This window comes from Mesorhizobium sp. P2_B11, assembly GCF_056404855.1.
Map to the genome: position 1 here is coordinate 77,667 of NZ_JBFUDF010000005.1, position 16,371 is coordinate 94,037.

Below are 16,371 nucleotides of genomic sequence, written 5' to 3' on the forward strand. Positions count from 1 at the left end.
TCTCAGGCCCACTCGCCCTTGCGCATCACCGGCACCTTGCGGCCATCCTTATGGACGCCGTCAATGTCGATCTTGTCCGAGCCGATCATCCAGTCGATGTGGATGAAGCTCTTGTTGCCGCCACGCGCCGCGATCTCGTCCTGGCTGAGCGAGGCGCCATTGACGAAGCACTTCGAATAGCACTGCCCGAGCGCGATGTGGCAGGCGGCGTTCTCGTCGAACAGCGTGTTGAAGAACAGCAACCCGCTGGCCGAGATCGGCGAGGAGTGCGGCACCAGCGCCACTTCGCCGAGCCGCCGCGAACCTTCGTCGGTGTCGAGCACCTTCTTCAGCACATCCTCGCCCTTCGACGCCTTGGCCTCGACGATCCGGCCGTCCTCGAAGCGCACCGAAATCTCGTCGATCAGCGTGCCCTGGTAGGACAGCGGCTTGGTCGAGGAGACATGGCCGGAGACGCGCCTTGCATGCGGCGTGGTGAAGACTTCCTCGGTCGGGATGTTGGGGTTGCAGGTGACGCCGTTCTTGGCGGTCGAAGCGCCGCCCATCCATTCATGGCCGTCGGCCAGCCCGACGGTGAGGTCGGTGCCCGGCCCGGTGAAATGCAGCGCATGGAAAGTGTGCTCGTTCAGCCACTTCGTGCGGCTGCGCAGCGCTGCATTGTGCGCCGTCCAGTTTGCGATCGGGTCTTCGACATCGACCCGCGATGCCGAAAAGATGGCGTCGGCGAGCTTCGCCACGGCGACATCGTCGGCATCCTCCGGAAACACCTGCTTGGCCCAGGCCAGATCGGGATAGGCGACGATGTTCCAGTTGATGTCGAAGCCGGTGATCTTTTCCAGCGCCGGCTGGTAGGCCATCGAGTTCGCCTTGTTGGCCCGTGCCACCTTTGAAGGATCTTGCGCCGACAACAGCGACGGGTCTTCGCCGCGCACCGCAAGCCGCGCCGCATTGTTGGCAAAGGCTTTCGCCATGCCCTCATACATCCAGCCGGCGGCGCGGTCGAAGCCCGCGTCCGCGCCATAGCGGAAGCGCGCCAGCGTGATTTCGTCATCGTTGAAGATCGGCGTCACCAGGCCGGCGCCGGCCTTGTAGGCATGTTCGACGATGCGCCTGGTCAACGGCAGCGCCGCGATCGACGAGGTCAGCACCAGATCCTGCCCCGGCTGCAACTGCAGCCCGACCTTGATGGCGACTTCCGCCAGCCTGTCGAGCTTCACCGGGTCGATCGTTGCGGAAACGCCGCGCGAATGTGTGGTCATGATCCTGCCTGCCTTGGTCCTGGGGGTGAAGCTTCAACATAGAGCGGCGCGGCTGTGCTTTCCAGCATCGTCGCGATGGCCGGCGTTTACGCAGCGCTATCGAGCGACCGAAACTGCGCCACGGTGGCCGCGATCTCTTCGCGGATCCAGATCTTGAAATCGCGGACCTTGCGGTTTTCGGTCTTGGTCGCCGAGGTCACCAGCCAGTAGCCGAGGCCACTCTGTGCCCGCACGCCGAAAGGGGCGACAAGGCGGCCGTCGGCCAGCGCATCGGCAGCCAGCAACTGCCAGCCGAGCATGACGCCATGGCCGGCGATCGCCGATTCCAGGCACAGCATCGGATCGGTGAAGCGCGCGCCCTTGCGGAAGGTAACCGGCTCGACCCCGGCGGCGGCAAACCAGCTCTCCCAATTGATCATCGCCCTCTCGTCGGTGATGGCGCAGGTCTGCGCAAGGTCGCCGATCGACTTCAGCTTTTTGGCGATCACCGGCGCGCAGACCGGAAACACTTCCTGCGCCAGAAGCAGCTCTGCCCGCCCGCCCGGCCATTTTCCGTCGCCGAGCCGGATGGCGATGTCGATATCCGAGCGCTCGAGATCGGCGAGCCGCACCGAGGCGTCGATGCGCAGCAGCACGTTGGGATGCCGATCGAAATGCCGCGACAGCCTGGGCAGCAGCCATTTCGAGGCGAAGGCCGGCGCCACCGAAACCACCAGCGTGCACTGGTTTGCCTCGTCGGCCAGCGCCACCGCTTGCGCCAGTTCGCGAAACCCGGCGCCGAGCCGGGCGGAAAAAACCGTGCCGAACTCGGTCAGTACCAGCCCGCTCGCGGTTCGTTCGAACAGCGCCTGTCCGAGCTGCTTTTCGGTGCGGTTGATCTGCTGGCTGACGGCGCTCACCGAGACGTTGAGTTCACTCGCCGCAGCTGCAAGCGAGCCAAGGCGGGCGACGGTTTCGACGGCGCGCAAGCCGTTGAGATGGACACGGTTCAGCATAGCCATTTCAGTTTTTCTAAACTGGTACGGCTGAAATCTCAATTGAAAGACGGCGCGGGAAGGCAGATTTTAGCGAAGACAATCAGATCGAGGAGGCGAGGATGGTGACGATCGTATCATTGCTCAAAGTCTTTGCCGCCGGCTACACGCGGCGGCGCGCTGACGGCGATGCCCTCAACTGGGTGACCGATCCGCTGTCGCATCCGGTGCTCGACACCATGTCGGAGCGCGAACTCGGCGACATGCCGTTCCGGCTGACGGCGCGCCGCACCGCCTATGAGACGGGCGCGGTCGGCTGCGGTTGAGGCGTTAGCCGCGGGGCCATGGCCGTGCGCGGCCCGCTGGCCCAACACAAAGCGGATTGTTTCGGCGCCGGCCAAATCTATTGTGCGCTGCAATGAACGCCGCGCCGTCACCCCTTCGCCTCGCTCTCGCCGGCATGATCGCCATGGCCGTCGCCATGGGCATTGGCCGCTTCGTCTACACGCCGATCCTGCCCGGCATGATGGAGGAGCTGCATCTGTCGCCGGCCGATGCCGGCTGGATCGCATCGGCCAACTATCTCGGCTATCTCGTCGGCGCGCTCGCCGCGGCCGGCGGCTGGGCGCATGGGCGCGAGCGCCAGTTGATGTATTGCGGCCTTGCCGCCAGTGCCGTGCTCGCCGCCCTGATGGGCCTGACCGACACGATGACGGCCTTTGTCGTCATCCGCTTCCTTGCCGGCCTCGCCAGCGCCTTCGTCATGGTGTTCATGGCCAGCATCGTCTTTGGTCATCTGGCCGCCGCCAACAGAAGCGACCTGCAGGCGCTGCATTTCGGCGGCGTCGGCCTCGGCATCGCGGCTTCCTCGGCGCTGATGGCTCTTCTGGTCACCGAACATGCCGGTTGGCCGGCGGGCTGGCTGTGGTCGGCGGCAATCTCCGTTTGCGGCCTCGCGCTTGTCGCCTGGCTCGCCGGCGGCACCGCGCCAGCCGGCGGCGTTGCCGGCCGCGAGCCGGCGCTGCCGAAGGACCGCTCGCTGGTAAAAGTCATCGTCGCCTACGGCCTGTTCGGCTTCGGTTATGTTGTGACGGCGACCTTCCTCGTCGCCATCGTGCGCCAGGGCGGCGGCGGCCGTGTGTTCGAGGCAACCGTCTGGATGGTCACCGGCCTTGCCGGCTTTCCCTCGGTCTGGCTCTGGCAGAAGATATCGGCACGGATCGGCCTCTACGCAGCCTATGCCCTGGGTTGCCTGGTCGAGGTGGTCGGCGTCACCGCCAGCGTCGCCATGGGCGGCACCGTCGGCCCGTTGCTGGCGGGCGTCCTGCTCGGCGGCACCTTCATCGCCATCACCGCACTCGGCCTGCAGACGGCAAGGCAGCTCGTGCCGCAGGCGCCGCGCCGCATCTTTGCGTTGATGACCGCGTCCTTCGGTATCGGCCAGATCGTCGGGCCCATCGTCGCCGGCCTGCTGGCGCAAGCGTCGGGCAACTTCTTCCTCGCCTCGATCGTAGCGGCTGGCGTATTGCTGGTATCTGCAGGGATCACCTGGTCCGCCGCGCCAAAATCGCCATGATTGTGGTCTTGCTCGATGCCGGGCATTAGGCACGGGCATTTGCTTTCCACCTAATGTGTGACTTTATGCCCGCTGAACCCCGCTGATTTGCGCATCGACCGAGGATTTCACCACAGTGTTCGTATCGTTTTTTCCRCAGCCCAAAGTTTTCTTCACTTCGGCGGTCTTGTGGTGCGCGGTCATGGTGGCCGCGTGGTTTCTGGGCGGCGAGCAATTTGGCGCTCTGTTCGGGTTGCCCCCTGCAGCAGCAGACGCGGCGCCTATCATCGGTGTTTCTGTGTTCTGGTCGCCTCCATTCCTTTGGTTCTACCTCTACTTTGCCGCTGGCGCTCTGCTGTTCTACGCCTTCTGGCATTGGTATGCTCCGCACCCGTGGGACGGCTGGTCGATCCTTGGCAGTTCGCTAATCCTGTTCACGACCTATTTTCAGGTTCAGGTCAGCGTGGCAATCAATGCCTGGTACGGACCGTTCTGGGACCTCATTCAGGGAATTGTCAGCAAAAGTGTGAAGGCCACAGAGTGGGATGTTTACGCCCAAATAATAACCTTCCTCGGCATCGCCCTTGTAGCTGTTACGGTTTACGTTCTGACCAATTTCTTTGTGAGCCACTGGGTGTTTCGCTGGCGCACGGCGATGAACGACTACTACATGTCCTATTGGCCTAAGCTGCGTAATATTGAGGGAGCTTCCCAACGTGTCCAAGAAGACACGATGCGATTCTCTAAAATCATGGAAGATCTTGGAACTTCGTTTATTGACTCGATCATGACATTGATCGCTTTCATGCCGATTTTGCTGGCTTATTCGAAACACATTACGGCGTTACCATTCATAGGCCAAGTGTCTCAGCCGCTAGTGGTCGCAGCAATATTCTGGGCAATATTCGGCACTGTATGCATTGCCGGGGCCGGCATAAAGCTTCCTGGCTTGCAATTCCGCAATCAGCGCGTCGAAGCCGCCTACCGCAAGGAACTTGTCTACGGAGAGGACGATCCGGCTCGGGCACAGCCGCTCACTGTTTCTGAGTTGTTCGGAAAGGTTCGCCAAAATTACTTCAGACTTTACTTTCACTATGTCTATTTCAACGTGGTTCGTTACCTATATTTGCAGTTGAACACCATATTTGCTCTTTTTCTGATGGTTCCTTCCATGATCGCCGGAACCCTGACATTGGGTCTTATAAACCAGGTCAACTCGGCGTTCAGCCAAGTGACAAACTCATTTCAGTATCTAGTGAATTCCTGGTCGACGATCGTTGAACTCTTGTCAGTTCACAAGCGCCTGCGTGCATTCGAAGCCATAATCAATGGCGAGCCGCTACCAGACATCGATCAGCGCTTCATTGAGCGTCAGGCACAGGTTTCGGATTCGGCCTGACCATTGTGGCTAGGGAGAATGGGCGGCTTAGCCGCCCACCAGCGCCTGCCGTTCGGCGCCACGCTGCCGTGCGACGTAATCGCGAAAACTGATGCACTCGACATCTGACATGACGCAGGCCTCGCCGGCAAAGCGCTCCAGCGCGGTCCAGTAGGCGCCGTTGTTCATCAGCGTGAAGTGGAAGCTCAGCACCAGCGGAATGCGCTTGCCCTGATATTGCCTGTCGAAGGCGGTGCGGAAGGCCTGGTAGGTCCGCTCGCTGAACTCGGCCGCCTGGCTCGGCCGCTCGAAGCCGCCGGAATGGCGGACATAGAGATTGTAGTCCATGGCGATCACCGGCCTTGAACTCGGGCCTTCCGGGATCTGGGGCAATGAAAAGCGGGTGAGGCCGCCGCTGGTCGGCGGTTCGACCGGGCCTCTTGAAACGCCGCTGACATCATAGTGATAGCCGGCCTGAGGCAGGGCTTCGTAGAGTCCCTTGCTGGTCGAGAGATACGGCGCGCGAAAGCCGACAACCGCATGGGCAAGATTGCGCCAGCCGGCGGGCTCAGGCGTAATGCCGTTGATCGTATAGGCGTTCTCCAGAATGCGCTCGAACGAGGCGAATTCCTTCAGCCAGTCAGCCTTGCTCCAGCCCTTGCCGTCGAAATGGCCGCAGCCATGGCTGGCAATGTCATGGCCTTCCGCCGCGGCAAGCCCGATCTGGTCCAGCCGGTCCGCGACCTCCTGTTTCGAGGCGGCAAAGCCGATGTTGGATTTGCCGGCAGATTTGCCGGGCGCGGTGTAGTCGGCGCGTGTCTGCTGCGACAAAAGGAAGACGCAAGACAGAAAATAGGTGAAATGCGCGCCGGTGCGCTTGGCCAGCGCCCGGCTGCGCTGCCACTGTGAGATCTCGCGGGCGCTGTCGAACGAGATGATGACGATCTGCTTCGGCTTTGCCGGGGCAGGCGGCGCCGGCGGGTCGGCGTAAGCTGCGCCCGCCGTGGCAAGCACGGCTGTGGAAAACGCGACAACGCGGGACAGAAGAGGCATCGACAATCTGGGCTTGATCCGGAGGCAGTCCAAGCCGGCTATCGGCAAAATGTGGCGTGGGTGCGGTCACTCCTGGCTGCTGGGCTTGGCACCTCTGCCCGGCGATTAGCCGATTTTCCTGCCCAGCCCCTTCCATGCCGACAAAATTTCGCTAAAACGCGGGCTCAAGAAGCGCCCCTGTTGGGGCAGCAATGGTTTTGATTGATGTCCGACGACAGTTTTATCCGCGAAGTCAACGACGAGATCCGTCGCGAGCAGGCGCAGGCGCTGTGGGACCGTTTCGGTCCGGCGATCCTCGGCCTTGCCATCCTGGTGGTGCTCGGCACGGCTGCCTTCGTCGGCTACCGCTATTGGGACGAGAGCCGCGCCAACCGCTCGGGCGATGCTTTCTCGCAGGCGCTGAAGCTTGCCAATGACGGCAAGAGCGACGATGCGCTGACCGCCCTTCAGCAGCTGGAAAAGGACGGCTACGGCGCCTATCCGCTGCTCGCCCGCATGCGCGCGGCAACGGTCAAGGCCGACAAGGGCGACTTTGCCGCCGCTGTCGCGGATTTCGATGGCGTCGCCGCCGACACCGCCATTCCCCAGGGCATTCGCGACATGGCGCGCCTGCGGGCAGCCCTGCTGCTCGTCGACCACGGCTCTTTCGCCGACGTCTCCAGCCGCGTCGAGGCGCTGACCGCCGACAACAACACGCTGCGCCACACGGCGCGCGAAGCCCTTGGCCTTGCCGCCTGGAAGGAAGGCAAGACCCAGGATGCGCTGAAACTGTTCGACCAGATCGCCGCCGATGACGGCGCCCCGCGCAATGCGCGCCAGCGGGCGACGCTGATGTCGGAACTGATCCGCGGTTCTGGCGCGTCATGATACGCATCGCCCAAAGCATGCCCTCGGGCCTGACCCAAGGGTGCGCTGCGGTTTGGGCGATATCGATGACGAGGGCCGGATGAGCTTCAAAGTCGCCATTATCGGCCGTCCCAATGTCGGCAAATCGACGCTTTTCAACCGGCTGGTCGGAAGGAAGCTGGCGCTTGTCGACGACACGCCGGGCGTCACCCGCGACCGTCGCGTCCACGCGGCCAAACTCTACGACCTGCATTTCGACGTCATCGACACCGCCGGCTTCGAGGACGCGGCTGCCTCGACGCTGCCCGGCCGCATGCGCGCGCAGACCGAGATCGCCATCCGCGAAGCCGACCTGATCTTCTTCACCATCGACGCCAAGTCCGGCCTTTTGCCTGACGACCGCACCTTTGCCGAAATCGTGCGCAAGTCCGGCAAGCCGGTTGTGCTGGTCGCCAACAAGGCTGAGGCCAAGGGCGCGCAAGGTGGCATGCTGGAGGCCTGGGAACTGGGTCTCGGCGAACCGATCCCGGTCTCGGCCGAACACGGCCAGGGCATGCCCGATTTGCGCGACGCTGTCATCGAGGCCCTTGGCGAGAAGCGCGCCTTCGACGAGGAAGAGGACGACGCCGAGGAAGAAATCGCCGCCAGCGAGGTGCTGATCGGCGAGGACATCACCGATCCCGACGCCGAACCCGCCTATGACGACACCAAGCCGATGCGCATCGCCGTCGTCGGCCGTCCCAATGCCGGCAAGTCGACGCTGATCAACGCGCTGATCGGCGAGGAGCGGCTGCTGACCGGCCCGGAAGCCGGCATCACCCGAGATTCCATCTCCGTCGACTGGGACTGGCATGGCCGCCGCCTAAAACTGTTCGACACTGCCGGCATGCGCCGCAAGGCCAGGATCCACGAAAAGCTGGAAGTGATGTCGGTGCAGGACGGCCTGCGCGCCATCCGCTTCGCCGAGATCGTCATCATCGTGCTCGACGCCACCATCCCGTTCGAGAAGCAGGATTTGCAGATCGCCGACCTGATCATCCGCGAGGGCAGGGCGCCGGTCATCGCTTTCAACAAATGGGATTTGATCGACAATCCGCAGGAGCTCTTGGCCGAGTTGCGCGAAAAGACCGGACGGCTGTTGCCGCAGGTGCGCGGCATCCAGGCGGTGACGGTTTCGGCCGAGACCGGCCGCGGCCTCGACAAGCTGATGGACGCCGTCATCAAGACGCACAAGGTGTGGAACAGCCGCGTCTCCACCGGCAAGCTCAACCGCTGGCTGGAAAGCATTCTGGCGCATCATCCGCCGCCCGCCGTTGCCGGGCGCCGGCTCAAGGTCAAATATGTGACGCAAGCCAAGACGCGGCCGCCGGGTTTCGTCGTCCAGTGCTCGCGGCCCGATGCGATGCCGCAATCCTATGTCCGCTACCTCTCCAACAGCCTGCGCGAAGCCTTCGACATGCCGGGCGTGCCGATCAGGATAGCGCTGCGAACTTCGGATAATCCGTTCGCGGGGAGAGCGAACAAGCGCAAGTGAGGCGGCGCAAGGGATTGCGGCAACCCCTCCGGTCGTCATCCTAGGGTCTCCGCGACGGAGCTTCGCTCCTGCTTCGCCCTAGGATGACGAAGCTGAAAGGGCGTCGCCAAGAATCTAAGCGACCGCCCTCAGCCCCTCATTCCCCCGCGCGCCCCTTGGCAGCGCCTGCAGTGCCGCCTGCAGCAATATATCCGCCAGCCGCGCCGCCACCGGATCCAGTTCAGCATCCTTCTGGTGCAGCACCAGCGCCATGGTCGGCAGTGCGGGCAGACCCAGCGCCTGCGGCGCCATTGCCCTGACATTGGCCGGCAGGCCGATATCGGTGCGGATGGTCAAGCCGAGCCCGGCGGCGACCGCCGCCCAGATGCCGCCAAGGCTGGGGCTGGAAAAAGCCATCCGCCACGGCAGGCCGGCGCGGTCGAGCGTTTCCGTTGTCACCGTGCGCAACAGGCATGGCGCCTCAAGCGCCACCAGCGGCAGCGCCTCGCCCTCGCGCAGGCTGGTCTCGATCAGCTTTGCCGGACCGATCCAGCGCAACTGCGCTTCGCCGACATGCCGGCTGTAGGGCAGTGCCTGGCCGCTGTCCCAGGCCAGCGCAATGTCGAGAGTGCCTGATGTGATCCGCTCGGCAAGTTCGTAACTGCGTCCGATCCTGGCCTCGATCTTGACCTTGGGGTGCGCGCGGGCGAAGCGCCCGAGCACCTCCGGCAGCACCGCCTCGCCGAAATCCTCCTGCAGGCCGAGCCTGACCCAGCCTTCCAGTTCGACATCGTGGATGGCGGAAGCCGCCTCGTCATTCAACTCGAGTAGCCGCCTGGCATAGCCGAGCATGGTTTCGCCTGCTTCGGTCAGCGCCAGGCCGCGCCCCGATTTGCGGAAGATCGGCGTCGCCGCCTGTTCCTCCAGCTTCTTCAATTGCGCGCTGACCGCCGAGGTCGAGCGTCCAAGCCGGTCGGCCGCCTTGGCGAAGCTGCCGAGCTCCATGCCGGTGACGAAGCTTCTGAGGACATCGAGGTCGAAGGTTACGCGCCGCATCGAAACAATCCTGTTTTTTGGGAATAACAGTCAAAAACTTCCCGATATTCGGGATGAAGTTATGGCGGTAGGAACAAGGCGTCAAGGGTCGGGTCGAGCCCGATCGCTCACAGGAGCTGTGCCGTGTCGATTGCCGCCACCGAAGCAAACTGCGAACAGGGCCGGGCCAGGCGCGAACCAGTCAGTGCCATCTCGGGCGCGAAAAACCTTCCCACCAATCATCGCTGGAAGGTGCTTGGCATCGGCGTTGCCGCCAATGCCAGTTTCTCCGCCACCTTCGCCGGCATACCGGCAGCAGCGGTGTTTCTGCGTTCGGGCTATCAGCTCTCCAACGGCAATCTCGGCATTGTCCTTGGCCTGCTTGGGCTGGGCGTTGCCTTGAGCGAACTGCCATGGGGCCTGCTCACCGACCGCTGGGGCGATCGCGGCGTGCTGTTGACCGGCCTCGGCGCGACGGCGACGTGGCTTGCGCTGATGGCGGTGTTCATCGTCCCGTCGGCGATCTATGTGCCTGGCGTTGCGCTGCTGGCGGCATGCCTTCTGGTCACCGGCCTGCTCGGCGGCAGCGTCAATGGCTCCAGCGGCCGCGCCATCATGGCCTGGTTCCAAGAAGGCGAGCGTGGCTTTGCCATGAGCATCAGGCAGACGGCGGTGCCGCTCGGCGGCGGGTTAGGCGCGCTGGTCCTGCCGTCGCTGGCATCAGCGCATGGCTTCGCCGCGGTCTTCGGGCTGCTGGCTGCCGTCAACGCCGTCTCGGCGCTGTTTGCCTGGCGCTGGCTGCATCAGCCACCCGAAACCGACAATGCCGGCAGCACGGCCATGGCCAAGCCGGCCGGACCGGCGCCGCTGCGCAATGCCGAGGTCTGGCGCATCGCCACCGCCATTGGCCTGCTCTGCTTTCCGCAAGTGGCGGTCCTGACCTTCGCCTCCGTCTTCCTGCACGATTTCGCCGGCATGGGCACGCTCACGATCAGCGCCAGCCTCGCCGCCGTGCAGACCGGCGCCATGGTCATGCGCGTCTGGAGCGGCCGCTATACTGACCGCCATGGCAACCGCCGCTGGTTCCTGCGTCTCTGCAGCATGACGAGCGCCTTCGGTTTCGCGGCTCTTGGCCTGCTGGTCCTGGCGGCTGCCGCCACGCCGGGTTCGCATGCCGCGCTGATGCCGGCGATCGCAGTGCTGCTGGTCGTCGCCGGCATCTCGGTCTCCGCCTGGCATGGCGTCGCCTACACCGAACTTGCCACGCTGGCCGGCGCCAGCCGTGCCGGAACAGCACTTGGGCTTGCCAACAGTTTCGTCTTCATCGCCTTCTTCGTCGTGCCGACGGCCATTCCGGCATTGCTGCTCATCTGGTCGTGGCCTGGCGTTTGGCTGGTCGGAGCGCTCTGCGCAGTTATCGCCTGGCCGATCTTGCTGCGGCCGAACTGACGGTTTTATCGCGCCGGATCGGCATCCCGTTGCAGGCCGGTTCGCAAAAACACCATCATTAGCGTTAACTCCGCATCAAGGTTAATGCTTCACTTTGGCTCTCCAGTGGCTCAGTGGCGTTTCTGGAGAGTTCCCCGTGCATCGACGTGTTTTGAAGCGGCTGGCTGCCGCCGCCGGTGAGAAAAAACGTTCCTTCGTATCGCCATTGATCATTGGGCTCGGCATCTGGATCGGCTTTCCGACCGTCGTCGCCTACCAGGACATGGGCAGCCTGATTTCCGGCCTCGAAGCGTCGGGCACCCGCTGGAATTCTTATGTCGAACGCTCCGTCGCCGGCTCGGTTCATGCCGCCGAAATGCCTTTCATCGATTCCGTCACCACCGGTTCGCTCTCGGGCTCGGGCGTGCAAATTGCCGGCGTCGGCAAGGTCTCGTTTCGCGGCAAGGGCAATGTCGCCGGCGTTACGCCCGACGAGGACCGCATCATGCGCGGCGACAAGAAGGGCCGCATCATCCAGGTCTCGCCGGTGGCGCCGCCAAAGAACTTCAACGCCGGCTCGATCTTCCAGCGCACTTCCTCGCTGCTGCGGCCGAGCATGGACAGCGGCCTGAAGCTGGCCTTCGCCAAGCCCGGCATCAAGGGCAAGGAAATCCAGATCGCCCAGGCCTTCCACACCAGGGAAGACAAGAAGCCCGATCCGGGCGTGCCCGCGATGCTTGCGGCGCTCGTCAACAATGACAAGCCTGACGTGCTGGCCACCGCCTATGCCCAGGCCGAGCCCGACTACGCCAAGGCCTCGCCCTTCGAGGCGCTGCTGCAGGACGAGGAGCCCAACAGCGGGCGATTCATTCCGCCGATGGCCAAGGGTGATCACTCGTGGATCCAGAATCCGCTGCCGGCCAGCGTCTTCTCCAAGAAGGAGCAGGCCTGCCTTGCCAATGGCATCTATTTCGAGGCGCGCGGCGAATCGGTACGCGGCCAGGCCGCCGTCGCCCAGGTCATCCTCAACCGCGTCCGCAATCCGGCCTATCCGAACTCGATCTGCGGCGTCGTCTACCAGAACGACAACTGGCTGAACCGCTGCCAGTTCTCCTTCGCCTGCGATGGCCGCAAGAAGCGCATCGAGAGCCCTGCCAACTACAAGGTGGCGCAGGATGTCGCCATGGCCGTCACCGCCGGCAAGATCTTCATTCCGGAAGTCGGCTCATCGACCCATTACTACGCCAACTACGTCCATCCGGGCTGGGCGCGCACCATGCAGAAGATGACCAAGATCGGCCTGCATATCTTCTACCGCACCTATGGCGGCGGCTGGAGCTGAGCCTCCGGCGAGCGTCGCTTCTTTTCCCGTTGGCCCCGGCAATCAAAGAGCCGTTGCCGGGAGGATTCGGGGTCTGCGTCCCCGCCGCTCTGCCGGGCACGATGTCGCACCTCTCCAACTTATTGATTTTAATAGAAAAAATACATGGCTTTGAAGTCCCGCCCGTGGCTTGACGGGCGCGGACCCTCTAACTATGTTGCCGGCGACTTTAGAAGCGGACGGACGGTGACGGTCTGACCGGGCAGGGGGGTTCGATGGCCGACAAGAATGGGCCACACGGAACCGGAGAAACCGGCCGCGGCAGCAAGCATGAAGCCGACATCCGCGACGAAGACCTTGAGCGCCGCCGGCGCAACCTTGAAGCATCGCTTGCGACAAGACGGCCGGATCGGCTAGAGGGGAATGACGGCGCGAAAGCGACGGCCGGATATGGCCAGGCGCTCAAGCTGTCCAGCGAGTTCATCGCTGGGATAGTGGTGGGTGTGGGCCTTGGCTGGTTTCTGGATCGTGTGGCGGGAACCTCGCCATGGGGTCTGATCGTCGGCTTGTTGCTGGGCTTTGGCGCCGGCGTGCTCAATGTCCTGCGTTCGTCGGGCGTTGTGGCGGAATTCGGAAAAAGCGAGAAGTCGCGCGATCCGAAAGAATGAACTGGCGCCGCCAATGGCGCACAAGGACACTTAAGGCCGTTCGCGGCTTTGACGGGGATGTAAATGGCTGCTGACAAGGTCGATCCGATCCACCAGTTCCATATCGTCAAGCTGATTCCGATCAACATCGGCGGCTATGACGTATCCTTCACCAATTCCGCACTGTTCATGGTCGCCACTGTGCTCGTCGCATCGGCGTTTCTTTACCTCTCGACGTCCAGCCGCAGCCTCATCCCGGGGCGCCTGCAGTCGGTTTCGGAAATGGGCTATGAATTCGTCGCCAACATGCTGCGCGACGCTGCCGGCAACCAGGGCATGAAGTTCTTCCCCTTTGTGTTCTCGCTGTTCATGTTCGTGCTGGTTGCCAACCTGCTTGGCCTGTTCCCCTACTTCTTCACCGTCACCAGCCACATCATCGTCACCTTCGGCCTTGCGGCCCTGGTGATCGGAACCGTCGTTGTCTACGGCTTCACGAAGCACGGCCTCGGCTTCCTGAAGCTGTTCGTGCCGCATGGCGTTCCGGTCTTCCTGCTGCCGCTGGTGGTGCTGATCGAAGTCATTTCCTTCGTCTCGCGCCCGGTCAGCCTCTCGGTTCGTCTGTTCGCCAACATGCTGGCCGGCCACATCACGCTGAAGGTGTTTTCGGGCTTCGTCGTCAGCCTGAGCGCGCTGGGCGCCGTCGGCGTCGCCGGTTCGGTGCTGCCGCTGGCCATGGCCGTCGCGCTGACCGCCCTGGAATTGCTGGTCGCCTTCCTGCAGGCCTACGTCTTTGCCGTGCTGACCTGCATGTATCTGAACGACGCCCTGCATCCCGGGCACTGACCTTAGAGTTTCCGGCATCTTCGCCGGATGGAATTGCAACGGAATTACAGATCCAAAGGAGTTTAAAATGGACGCAGAAGCAGCAAAGTACATCGGCGCTGGTATCGCTTGCCTGGGCATGGGCGGCGCGGGCATTGGCCTCGGCAACATCTTCGGCAGCTACCTGGCGGGCGCGCTGCGCAATCCGTCGGCCGCCGATGGCCAGTTCGGCCGCCTGATTTTCGGCTTCGCCGTGACCGAAGCTCTGGGCATCTTCTCGCTTCTCATCGCGCTCCTCGCCCTGTTCGGCTGAGCACTCGAGAAGATTGGACAGGCCGGCCGCTATCCTGCGGCCATGCCTGATATCAGGGGATAGTCCATGTTCGTGACATCTGCCTTTGCGCAAGAGTCCGCACCCGCCGCTGAAGGCGCCCACACCGGCACGGAAGGCGACACGCATTCCGGCACCGGCGTGCCTGCCGAGGCACACGGTGCGTTCCCGCCATTCGATCCGGCGACGTTCCCGTCGCAGCTTTTGTGGCTGGCGATCACGTTCGGGCTGTTCTACCTGTTCCTGAAGAAGGTGGTGATGCCGCGCCTTGGCGGCATCATCGACGTGCGCAGCGATCGCATCACGCAGGACCTCGACCAGGCCGCCAGGCTGAAGGGCGAGGCTGACGCTGCCGTTGCTGCTTACGAGCAGGAACTGGCGGAAGCCAAGACCAAGGCCAATGCGATCGGCCAGCAGGCCAACGACGCGGCCAAGGCTGAAGCCGAAGCTGCACGCAAGAAGGTCGAAGCCGCGCTCGACAAGAAGCTCGGCGAGGCCGAGGCCAGCATCGCTTCCATCAAGGCCAACGCCATGAAGGAAGTCGGCACGATCGCCGAGGACACCGCTTCGGCAATCGTCGATGCGCTTGTCGGCGGCAAGGCCAGCAAGGCCGAGATCGCGGCTGCCGTCAAATCCGTGGCCCGGTGAGGAGCGCATCATGGACGCCACATCTCTCGCAACGCTCTGGGCCACCGTCGCCCTGATCATCTTCCTCGGCGTTGCCGTCTACATCAAGGTACCGGGGCTGATCGCCAAGGCGCTCGACGCTCGTGCCGCCAAGATCAGCAATGAGCTTGATGAAGCCCGCAAGCTGCGCGAGGAGGCCCAGCAGTTGCTCGGCCAGTACCAGAAGAAGCGCAAGGAAGCCGAGCAGGAGGCCGCGGCAATCGTCGCCGCCGCCAAGCGCGAGGCCGAGATGCTTGCCGCCGAGGCGCACAAGAAGACCGAGGATTACGTCACCCGCCGCACCGCGCTTGCCGAGCAGAAGATCGGCCAGGCCGAGCGCGAGGCCGTCGCCGAAGTGCGCGCCAGCGCCGTCGACATCGCCGTCGAAGCAGCGCGTGCGCTGCTGGCAGTCAAGGTCGATGCCAAGGCCGGCGCCGACCTGTTCAAATCCGCGCTGCAGGATGTGAAGGCCAAGCTGAACTGAGCGGGGTTAAAACCGCTGACACGAAGCCGCCTGGGTGACCTGGCGGCTTTTTTGTTTGCATGGTGAGCGAGACGCTGAAGCTGCTGATCTCCCCCCTCGTGGGGGAGATGCCCGGCAGGGCAGAGGGGGGCGCGACGGATCGCGGTGCTCCGCTCTCGTACGTCGCGGCGACCGCTAATTGTCTAGGGAATCTGGTTCGCGAGACCGACATGCTGGCGGGACAGCGCCCCCCTCTGTCCTGCCGGACATCTCCCCCACAAGGGGGGAGATCAGCTGTGCCGCCGTCGGCTACTCCAGCCCGGCGAAGCTCTCTTCTTCCGCTACTTCCGTACCGCCCAGCCTAAACGGCGCGAACGAAGCCCTGTGCAACCTCGCCACCGGACCATGCGCTTCGATCGCCGTGCGATGCCGCACCGTGGCGTAGCCCATATGCACCTCGAACCCGTAATTCTCATGGTGGCTGCCGCAGCCGCACATCATGCGGTCGCGCATCACCTTGGCCACAATCGAGGCGGCGGCGATCGATTGCGAGCGCTGGTCGCCCTTGATCAGCGCGCGGCCTTCGCACAGCAGACCCGGCGGCACGTCGCGGCCATCGGCCAGCGCCAGCTTTGCCTGGATCGGCAGCCCGGCAAGGGCACGGCGCATCGCTTCGAGACTGGCCTTGAGGATGTTGGAGCCGTCAATGCCTTCGGCACTCACCGAGGCCATCGACACGCCGAGCGCCGACCCCAGGATTTTCAGGAACAGCGCCTCGCGCTGCAAATGGTTGAGCCGTTTGGAATCGTCGAGCCCGTCGGGGATGTTGGCGGGATCGAGGATCACGGCCGCCGCCACCACCGGCCCGGCCAGCGGACCGCGGCCGGCCTCGTCCATGCCTGCGACCGGCCACAGGCCTTCGGCCATCGCCTTCGTCTCGAAGGAGAAGTCGGGCTTCTCGACGATTTCGAAAAGAAGCGGAGAATCGGAACGCGCGCGAGCCATGTTGCGGCGAGGTTCGCATCGGCTCCGATTCTCCGCAAGTCCCTCCAGGGTCGAGTGGGGCAAGACCGGGAGGGC

17 protein-coding genes are annotated in these 16,371 nt (G+C 63.6%); 12 read left to right on the plus strand and 5 right to left on the minus strand.

The annotated features are described in order from the left end of the window. Positions 1–2 precede the first annotated feature (2 nt). Together AC1DYJ_RS16965 and AC1DYJ_RS16970 are read right to left on the minus strand one after the other, a co-directional pair. Complete coding sequence (locus tag AC1DYJ_RS16965) at positions 3–1,259, minus strand: aminopeptidase (RefSeq protein WP_477286831.1); 1,257 nt, start codon at positions 1,257–1,259, stop codon at positions 3–5. An 86-nt stretch (positions 1,260–1,345) separates the two neighbouring features. Beyond that, positions 1,346–2,260: a LysR substrate-binding domain-containing protein gene (locus AC1DYJ_RS16970; RefSeq protein ID WP_477286833.1), complete on the minus strand. Its 915-nt coding sequence runs from the start codon at positions 2,258–2,260 to the stop codon at positions 1,346–1,348. Positions 2,261–2,355: 95 nt separating this feature from the next. Here AC1DYJ_RS16970 and AC1DYJ_RS16975 point away from each other — a divergent pair, with 95 nt between their 5' ends. The 3 genes from AC1DYJ_RS16975 (at position 2,356) to sbmA (ending at position 5,187) form a co-directional block, all read left to right on the plus strand. Then, entirely contained in the window at positions 2,356–2,559 is a 204-nt protein-coding gene (locus tag AC1DYJ_RS16975) for a hypothetical protein (RefSeq protein ID WP_477286835.1), read from the plus strand. Between the two features lie 92 nt (positions 2,560–2,651). Further along, positions 2,652–3,809 (plus strand): YbfB/YjiJ family MFS transporter, encoded by a 1,158-nt coding sequence (locus tag AC1DYJ_RS16980; protein ID WP_477286837.1) that lies wholly within the window; start codon positions 2,652–2,654, stop codon positions 3,807–3,809. A gap of 115 nt (positions 3,810–3,924) precedes the next feature. Next, positions 3,925–5,187 (plus strand): peptide antibiotic transporter SbmA, encoded by a 1,263-nt coding sequence (sbmA, locus tag AC1DYJ_RS16985; RefSeq protein WP_477286839.1) that lies wholly within the window; start codon positions 3,925–3,927, stop codon positions 5,185–5,187. Positions 5,188–5,214: 27 nt separating this feature from the next. On the opposite strand, the gene AC1DYJ_RS16990 is transcribed toward sbmA, so the two are convergent. Next, positions 5,215–6,219, minus strand: coding sequence for a polysaccharide deacetylase family protein (locus tag AC1DYJ_RS16990; protein WP_477286841.1), 1,005 nt, complete (start codon positions 6,217–6,219; stop codon positions 5,215–5,217). A gap of 204 nt (positions 6,220–6,423) precedes the next feature. Between AC1DYJ_RS16990 and AC1DYJ_RS16995 the strand changes: the two genes are divergently transcribed. Both AC1DYJ_RS16995 and der read left to right on the plus strand, forming a co-directional pair. Next, positions 6,424–7,086: a tetratricopeptide repeat protein gene (locus tag AC1DYJ_RS16995; RefSeq protein WP_192256206.1), complete on the plus strand. Its 663-nt coding sequence runs from the start codon at positions 6,424–6,426 to the stop codon at positions 7,084–7,086. 79 nt (positions 7,087–7,165) lie between these two features. Next, positions 7,166–8,599 (plus strand): ribosome biogenesis GTPase Der, encoded by a 1,434-nt coding sequence (gene der, locus AC1DYJ_RS17000; RefSeq protein WP_477286843.1) that lies wholly within the window; start codon positions 7,166–7,168, stop codon positions 8,597–8,599. A 114-nt stretch (positions 8,600–8,713) separates the two neighbouring features. Here der and AC1DYJ_RS17005 read toward each other — a convergent pair whose 3' ends face one another. Next, positions 8,714–9,634 carry a LysR substrate-binding domain-containing protein gene (locus tag AC1DYJ_RS17005; RefSeq protein WP_477286845.1) on the minus strand — a complete coding sequence of 307 codons (921 nt, stop codon included), beginning with the start codon at positions 9,632–9,634 and terminating at the stop codon, positions 8,714–8,716. Positions 9,635–9,757: 123 nt separating this feature from the next. Between AC1DYJ_RS17005 and AC1DYJ_RS17010 the strand changes: the two genes are divergently transcribed. The 7 genes from AC1DYJ_RS17010 (at position 9,758) to AC1DYJ_RS17040 (ending at position 15,312) form a co-directional block, all read left to right on the plus strand. Continuing rightward, the gene (locus AC1DYJ_RS17010) at positions 9,758–11,062 is read left to right on the plus strand and encodes an MFS transporter (protein WP_477286847.1); all 1,305 of its coding nucleotides are present in this window, start codon (positions 9,758–9,760) and stop codon (positions 11,060–11,062) included. A gap of 136 nt (positions 11,063–11,198) precedes the next feature. After that, positions 11,199–12,383, plus strand: coding sequence for a cell wall hydrolase (locus AC1DYJ_RS17015; protein ID WP_477286849.1), 1,185 nt, complete (start codon positions 11,199–11,201; stop codon positions 12,381–12,383). Positions 12,384–12,637: 254 nt separating this feature from the next. Then, the gene (locus AC1DYJ_RS17020) at positions 12,638–13,030 is read left to right on the plus strand and encodes an AtpZ/AtpI family protein (RefSeq protein WP_477286851.1); all 393 of its coding nucleotides are present in this window, start codon (positions 12,638–12,640) and stop codon (positions 13,028–13,030) included. Positions 13,031–13,093: 63 nt separating this feature from the next. Beyond that, positions 13,094–13,852: a F0F1 ATP synthase subunit A gene (locus AC1DYJ_RS17025; protein WP_477286853.1), complete on the plus strand. Its 759-nt coding sequence runs from the start codon at positions 13,094–13,096 to the stop codon at positions 13,850–13,852. Positions 13,853–13,919: 67 nt separating this feature from the next. Further along, positions 13,920–14,144 (plus strand): F0F1 ATP synthase subunit C, encoded by a 225-nt coding sequence (locus tag AC1DYJ_RS17030; RefSeq protein WP_006206606.1) that lies wholly within the window; start codon positions 13,920–13,922, stop codon positions 14,142–14,144. Positions 14,145–14,210: 66 nt separating this feature from the next. Then, positions 14,211–14,810, plus strand: a complete 600-nt coding sequence (locus AC1DYJ_RS17035) for a F0F1 ATP synthase subunit B (protein ID WP_477286855.1) — start codon at positions 14,211–14,213, stop codon at positions 14,808–14,810. Between the two features lie 10 nt (positions 14,811–14,820). Continuing rightward, positions 14,821–15,312 carry a F0F1 ATP synthase subunit B gene (locus AC1DYJ_RS17040; protein WP_477286857.1) on the plus strand — a complete coding sequence of 164 codons (492 nt, stop codon included), beginning with the start codon at positions 14,821–14,823 and terminating at the stop codon, positions 15,310–15,312. Between the two features lie 288 nt (positions 15,313–15,600). Here the strand turns inward: AC1DYJ_RS17040 and AC1DYJ_RS17045 are convergent, their stop codons facing one another. Beyond that, positions 15,601–16,296, minus strand: coding sequence for a ribonuclease HII (locus AC1DYJ_RS17045; RefSeq protein WP_477286859.1), 696 nt, complete (start codon positions 16,294–16,296; stop codon positions 15,601–15,603). Positions 16,297–16,371: the final 75 nt, after the last annotated feature.

What these genes read in the sequence shown, in the direction of transcription:
- AC1DYJ_RS16980 (WP_477286837.1), top strand. Translation starts at nt 2,652, where the DNA reads ATGAACGCCGCGCCGTCACCCCTTCGCCTCGCTCTCGCCGGCATGATC.
- AC1DYJ_RS16970 (WP_477286833.1), bottom strand. Translation starts at nt 2,260, where the DNA reads ATGGCTATGCTGAACCGTGTCCATCTCAACGGCTTGCGCGCCGTCGAA.
- AC1DYJ_RS17005 (WP_477286845.1), bottom strand. Translation starts at nt 9,634, where the DNA reads ATGCGGCGCGTAACCTTCGACCTCGATGTCCTCAGAAGCTTCGTCACC.
- AC1DYJ_RS17025 (WP_477286853.1), top strand. Translation starts at nt 13,094, where the DNA reads ATGGCTGCTGACAAGGTCGATCCGATCCACCAGTTCCATATCGTCAAG.
- AC1DYJ_RS16975 (WP_477286835.1), top strand. Translation starts at nt 2,356, where the DNA reads ATGGTGACGATCGTATCATTGCTCAAAGTCTTTGCCGCCGGCTACACG.
- AC1DYJ_RS17020 (WP_477286851.1), top strand. Translation starts at nt 12,638, where the DNA reads ATGGCCGACAAGAATGGGCCACACGGAACCGGAGAAACCGGCCGCGGC.
- AC1DYJ_RS16965 (WP_477286831.1), bottom strand. Translation starts at nt 1,259, where the DNA reads ATGACCACACATTCGCGCGGCGTTTCCGCAACGATCGACCCGGTGAAG.
- AC1DYJ_RS17030 (WP_006206606.1), top strand. Translation starts at nt 13,920, where the DNA reads ATGGACGCAGAAGCAGCAAAGTACATCGGCGCTGGTATCGCTTGCCTG.
- AC1DYJ_RS17045 (WP_477286859.1), bottom strand. Translation starts at nt 16,296, where the DNA reads ATGGCTCGCGCGCGTTCCGATTCTCCGCTTCTTTTCGAAATCGTCGAG.
- AC1DYJ_RS16995 (WP_192256206.1), top strand. Translation starts at nt 6,424, where the DNA reads ATGTCCGACGACAGTTTTATCCGCGAAGTCAACGACGAGATCCGTCGC.
- AC1DYJ_RS17040 (WP_477286857.1), top strand. Translation starts at nt 14,821, where the DNA reads ATGGACGCCACATCTCTCGCAACGCTCTGGGCCACCGTCGCCCTGATC.
- AC1DYJ_RS16990 (WP_477286841.1), bottom strand. Translation starts at nt 6,219, where the DNA reads ATGCCTCTTCTGTCCCGCGTTGTCGCGTTTTCCACAGCCGTGCTTGCC.
- der (WP_477286843.1), top strand. Translation starts at nt 7,166, where the DNA reads ATGAGCTTCAAAGTCGCCATTATCGGCCGTCCCAATGTCGGCAAATCG.
- AC1DYJ_RS17035 (WP_477286855.1), top strand. Translation starts at nt 14,211, where the DNA reads ATGTTCGTGACATCTGCCTTTGCGCAAGAGTCCGCACCCGCCGCTGAA.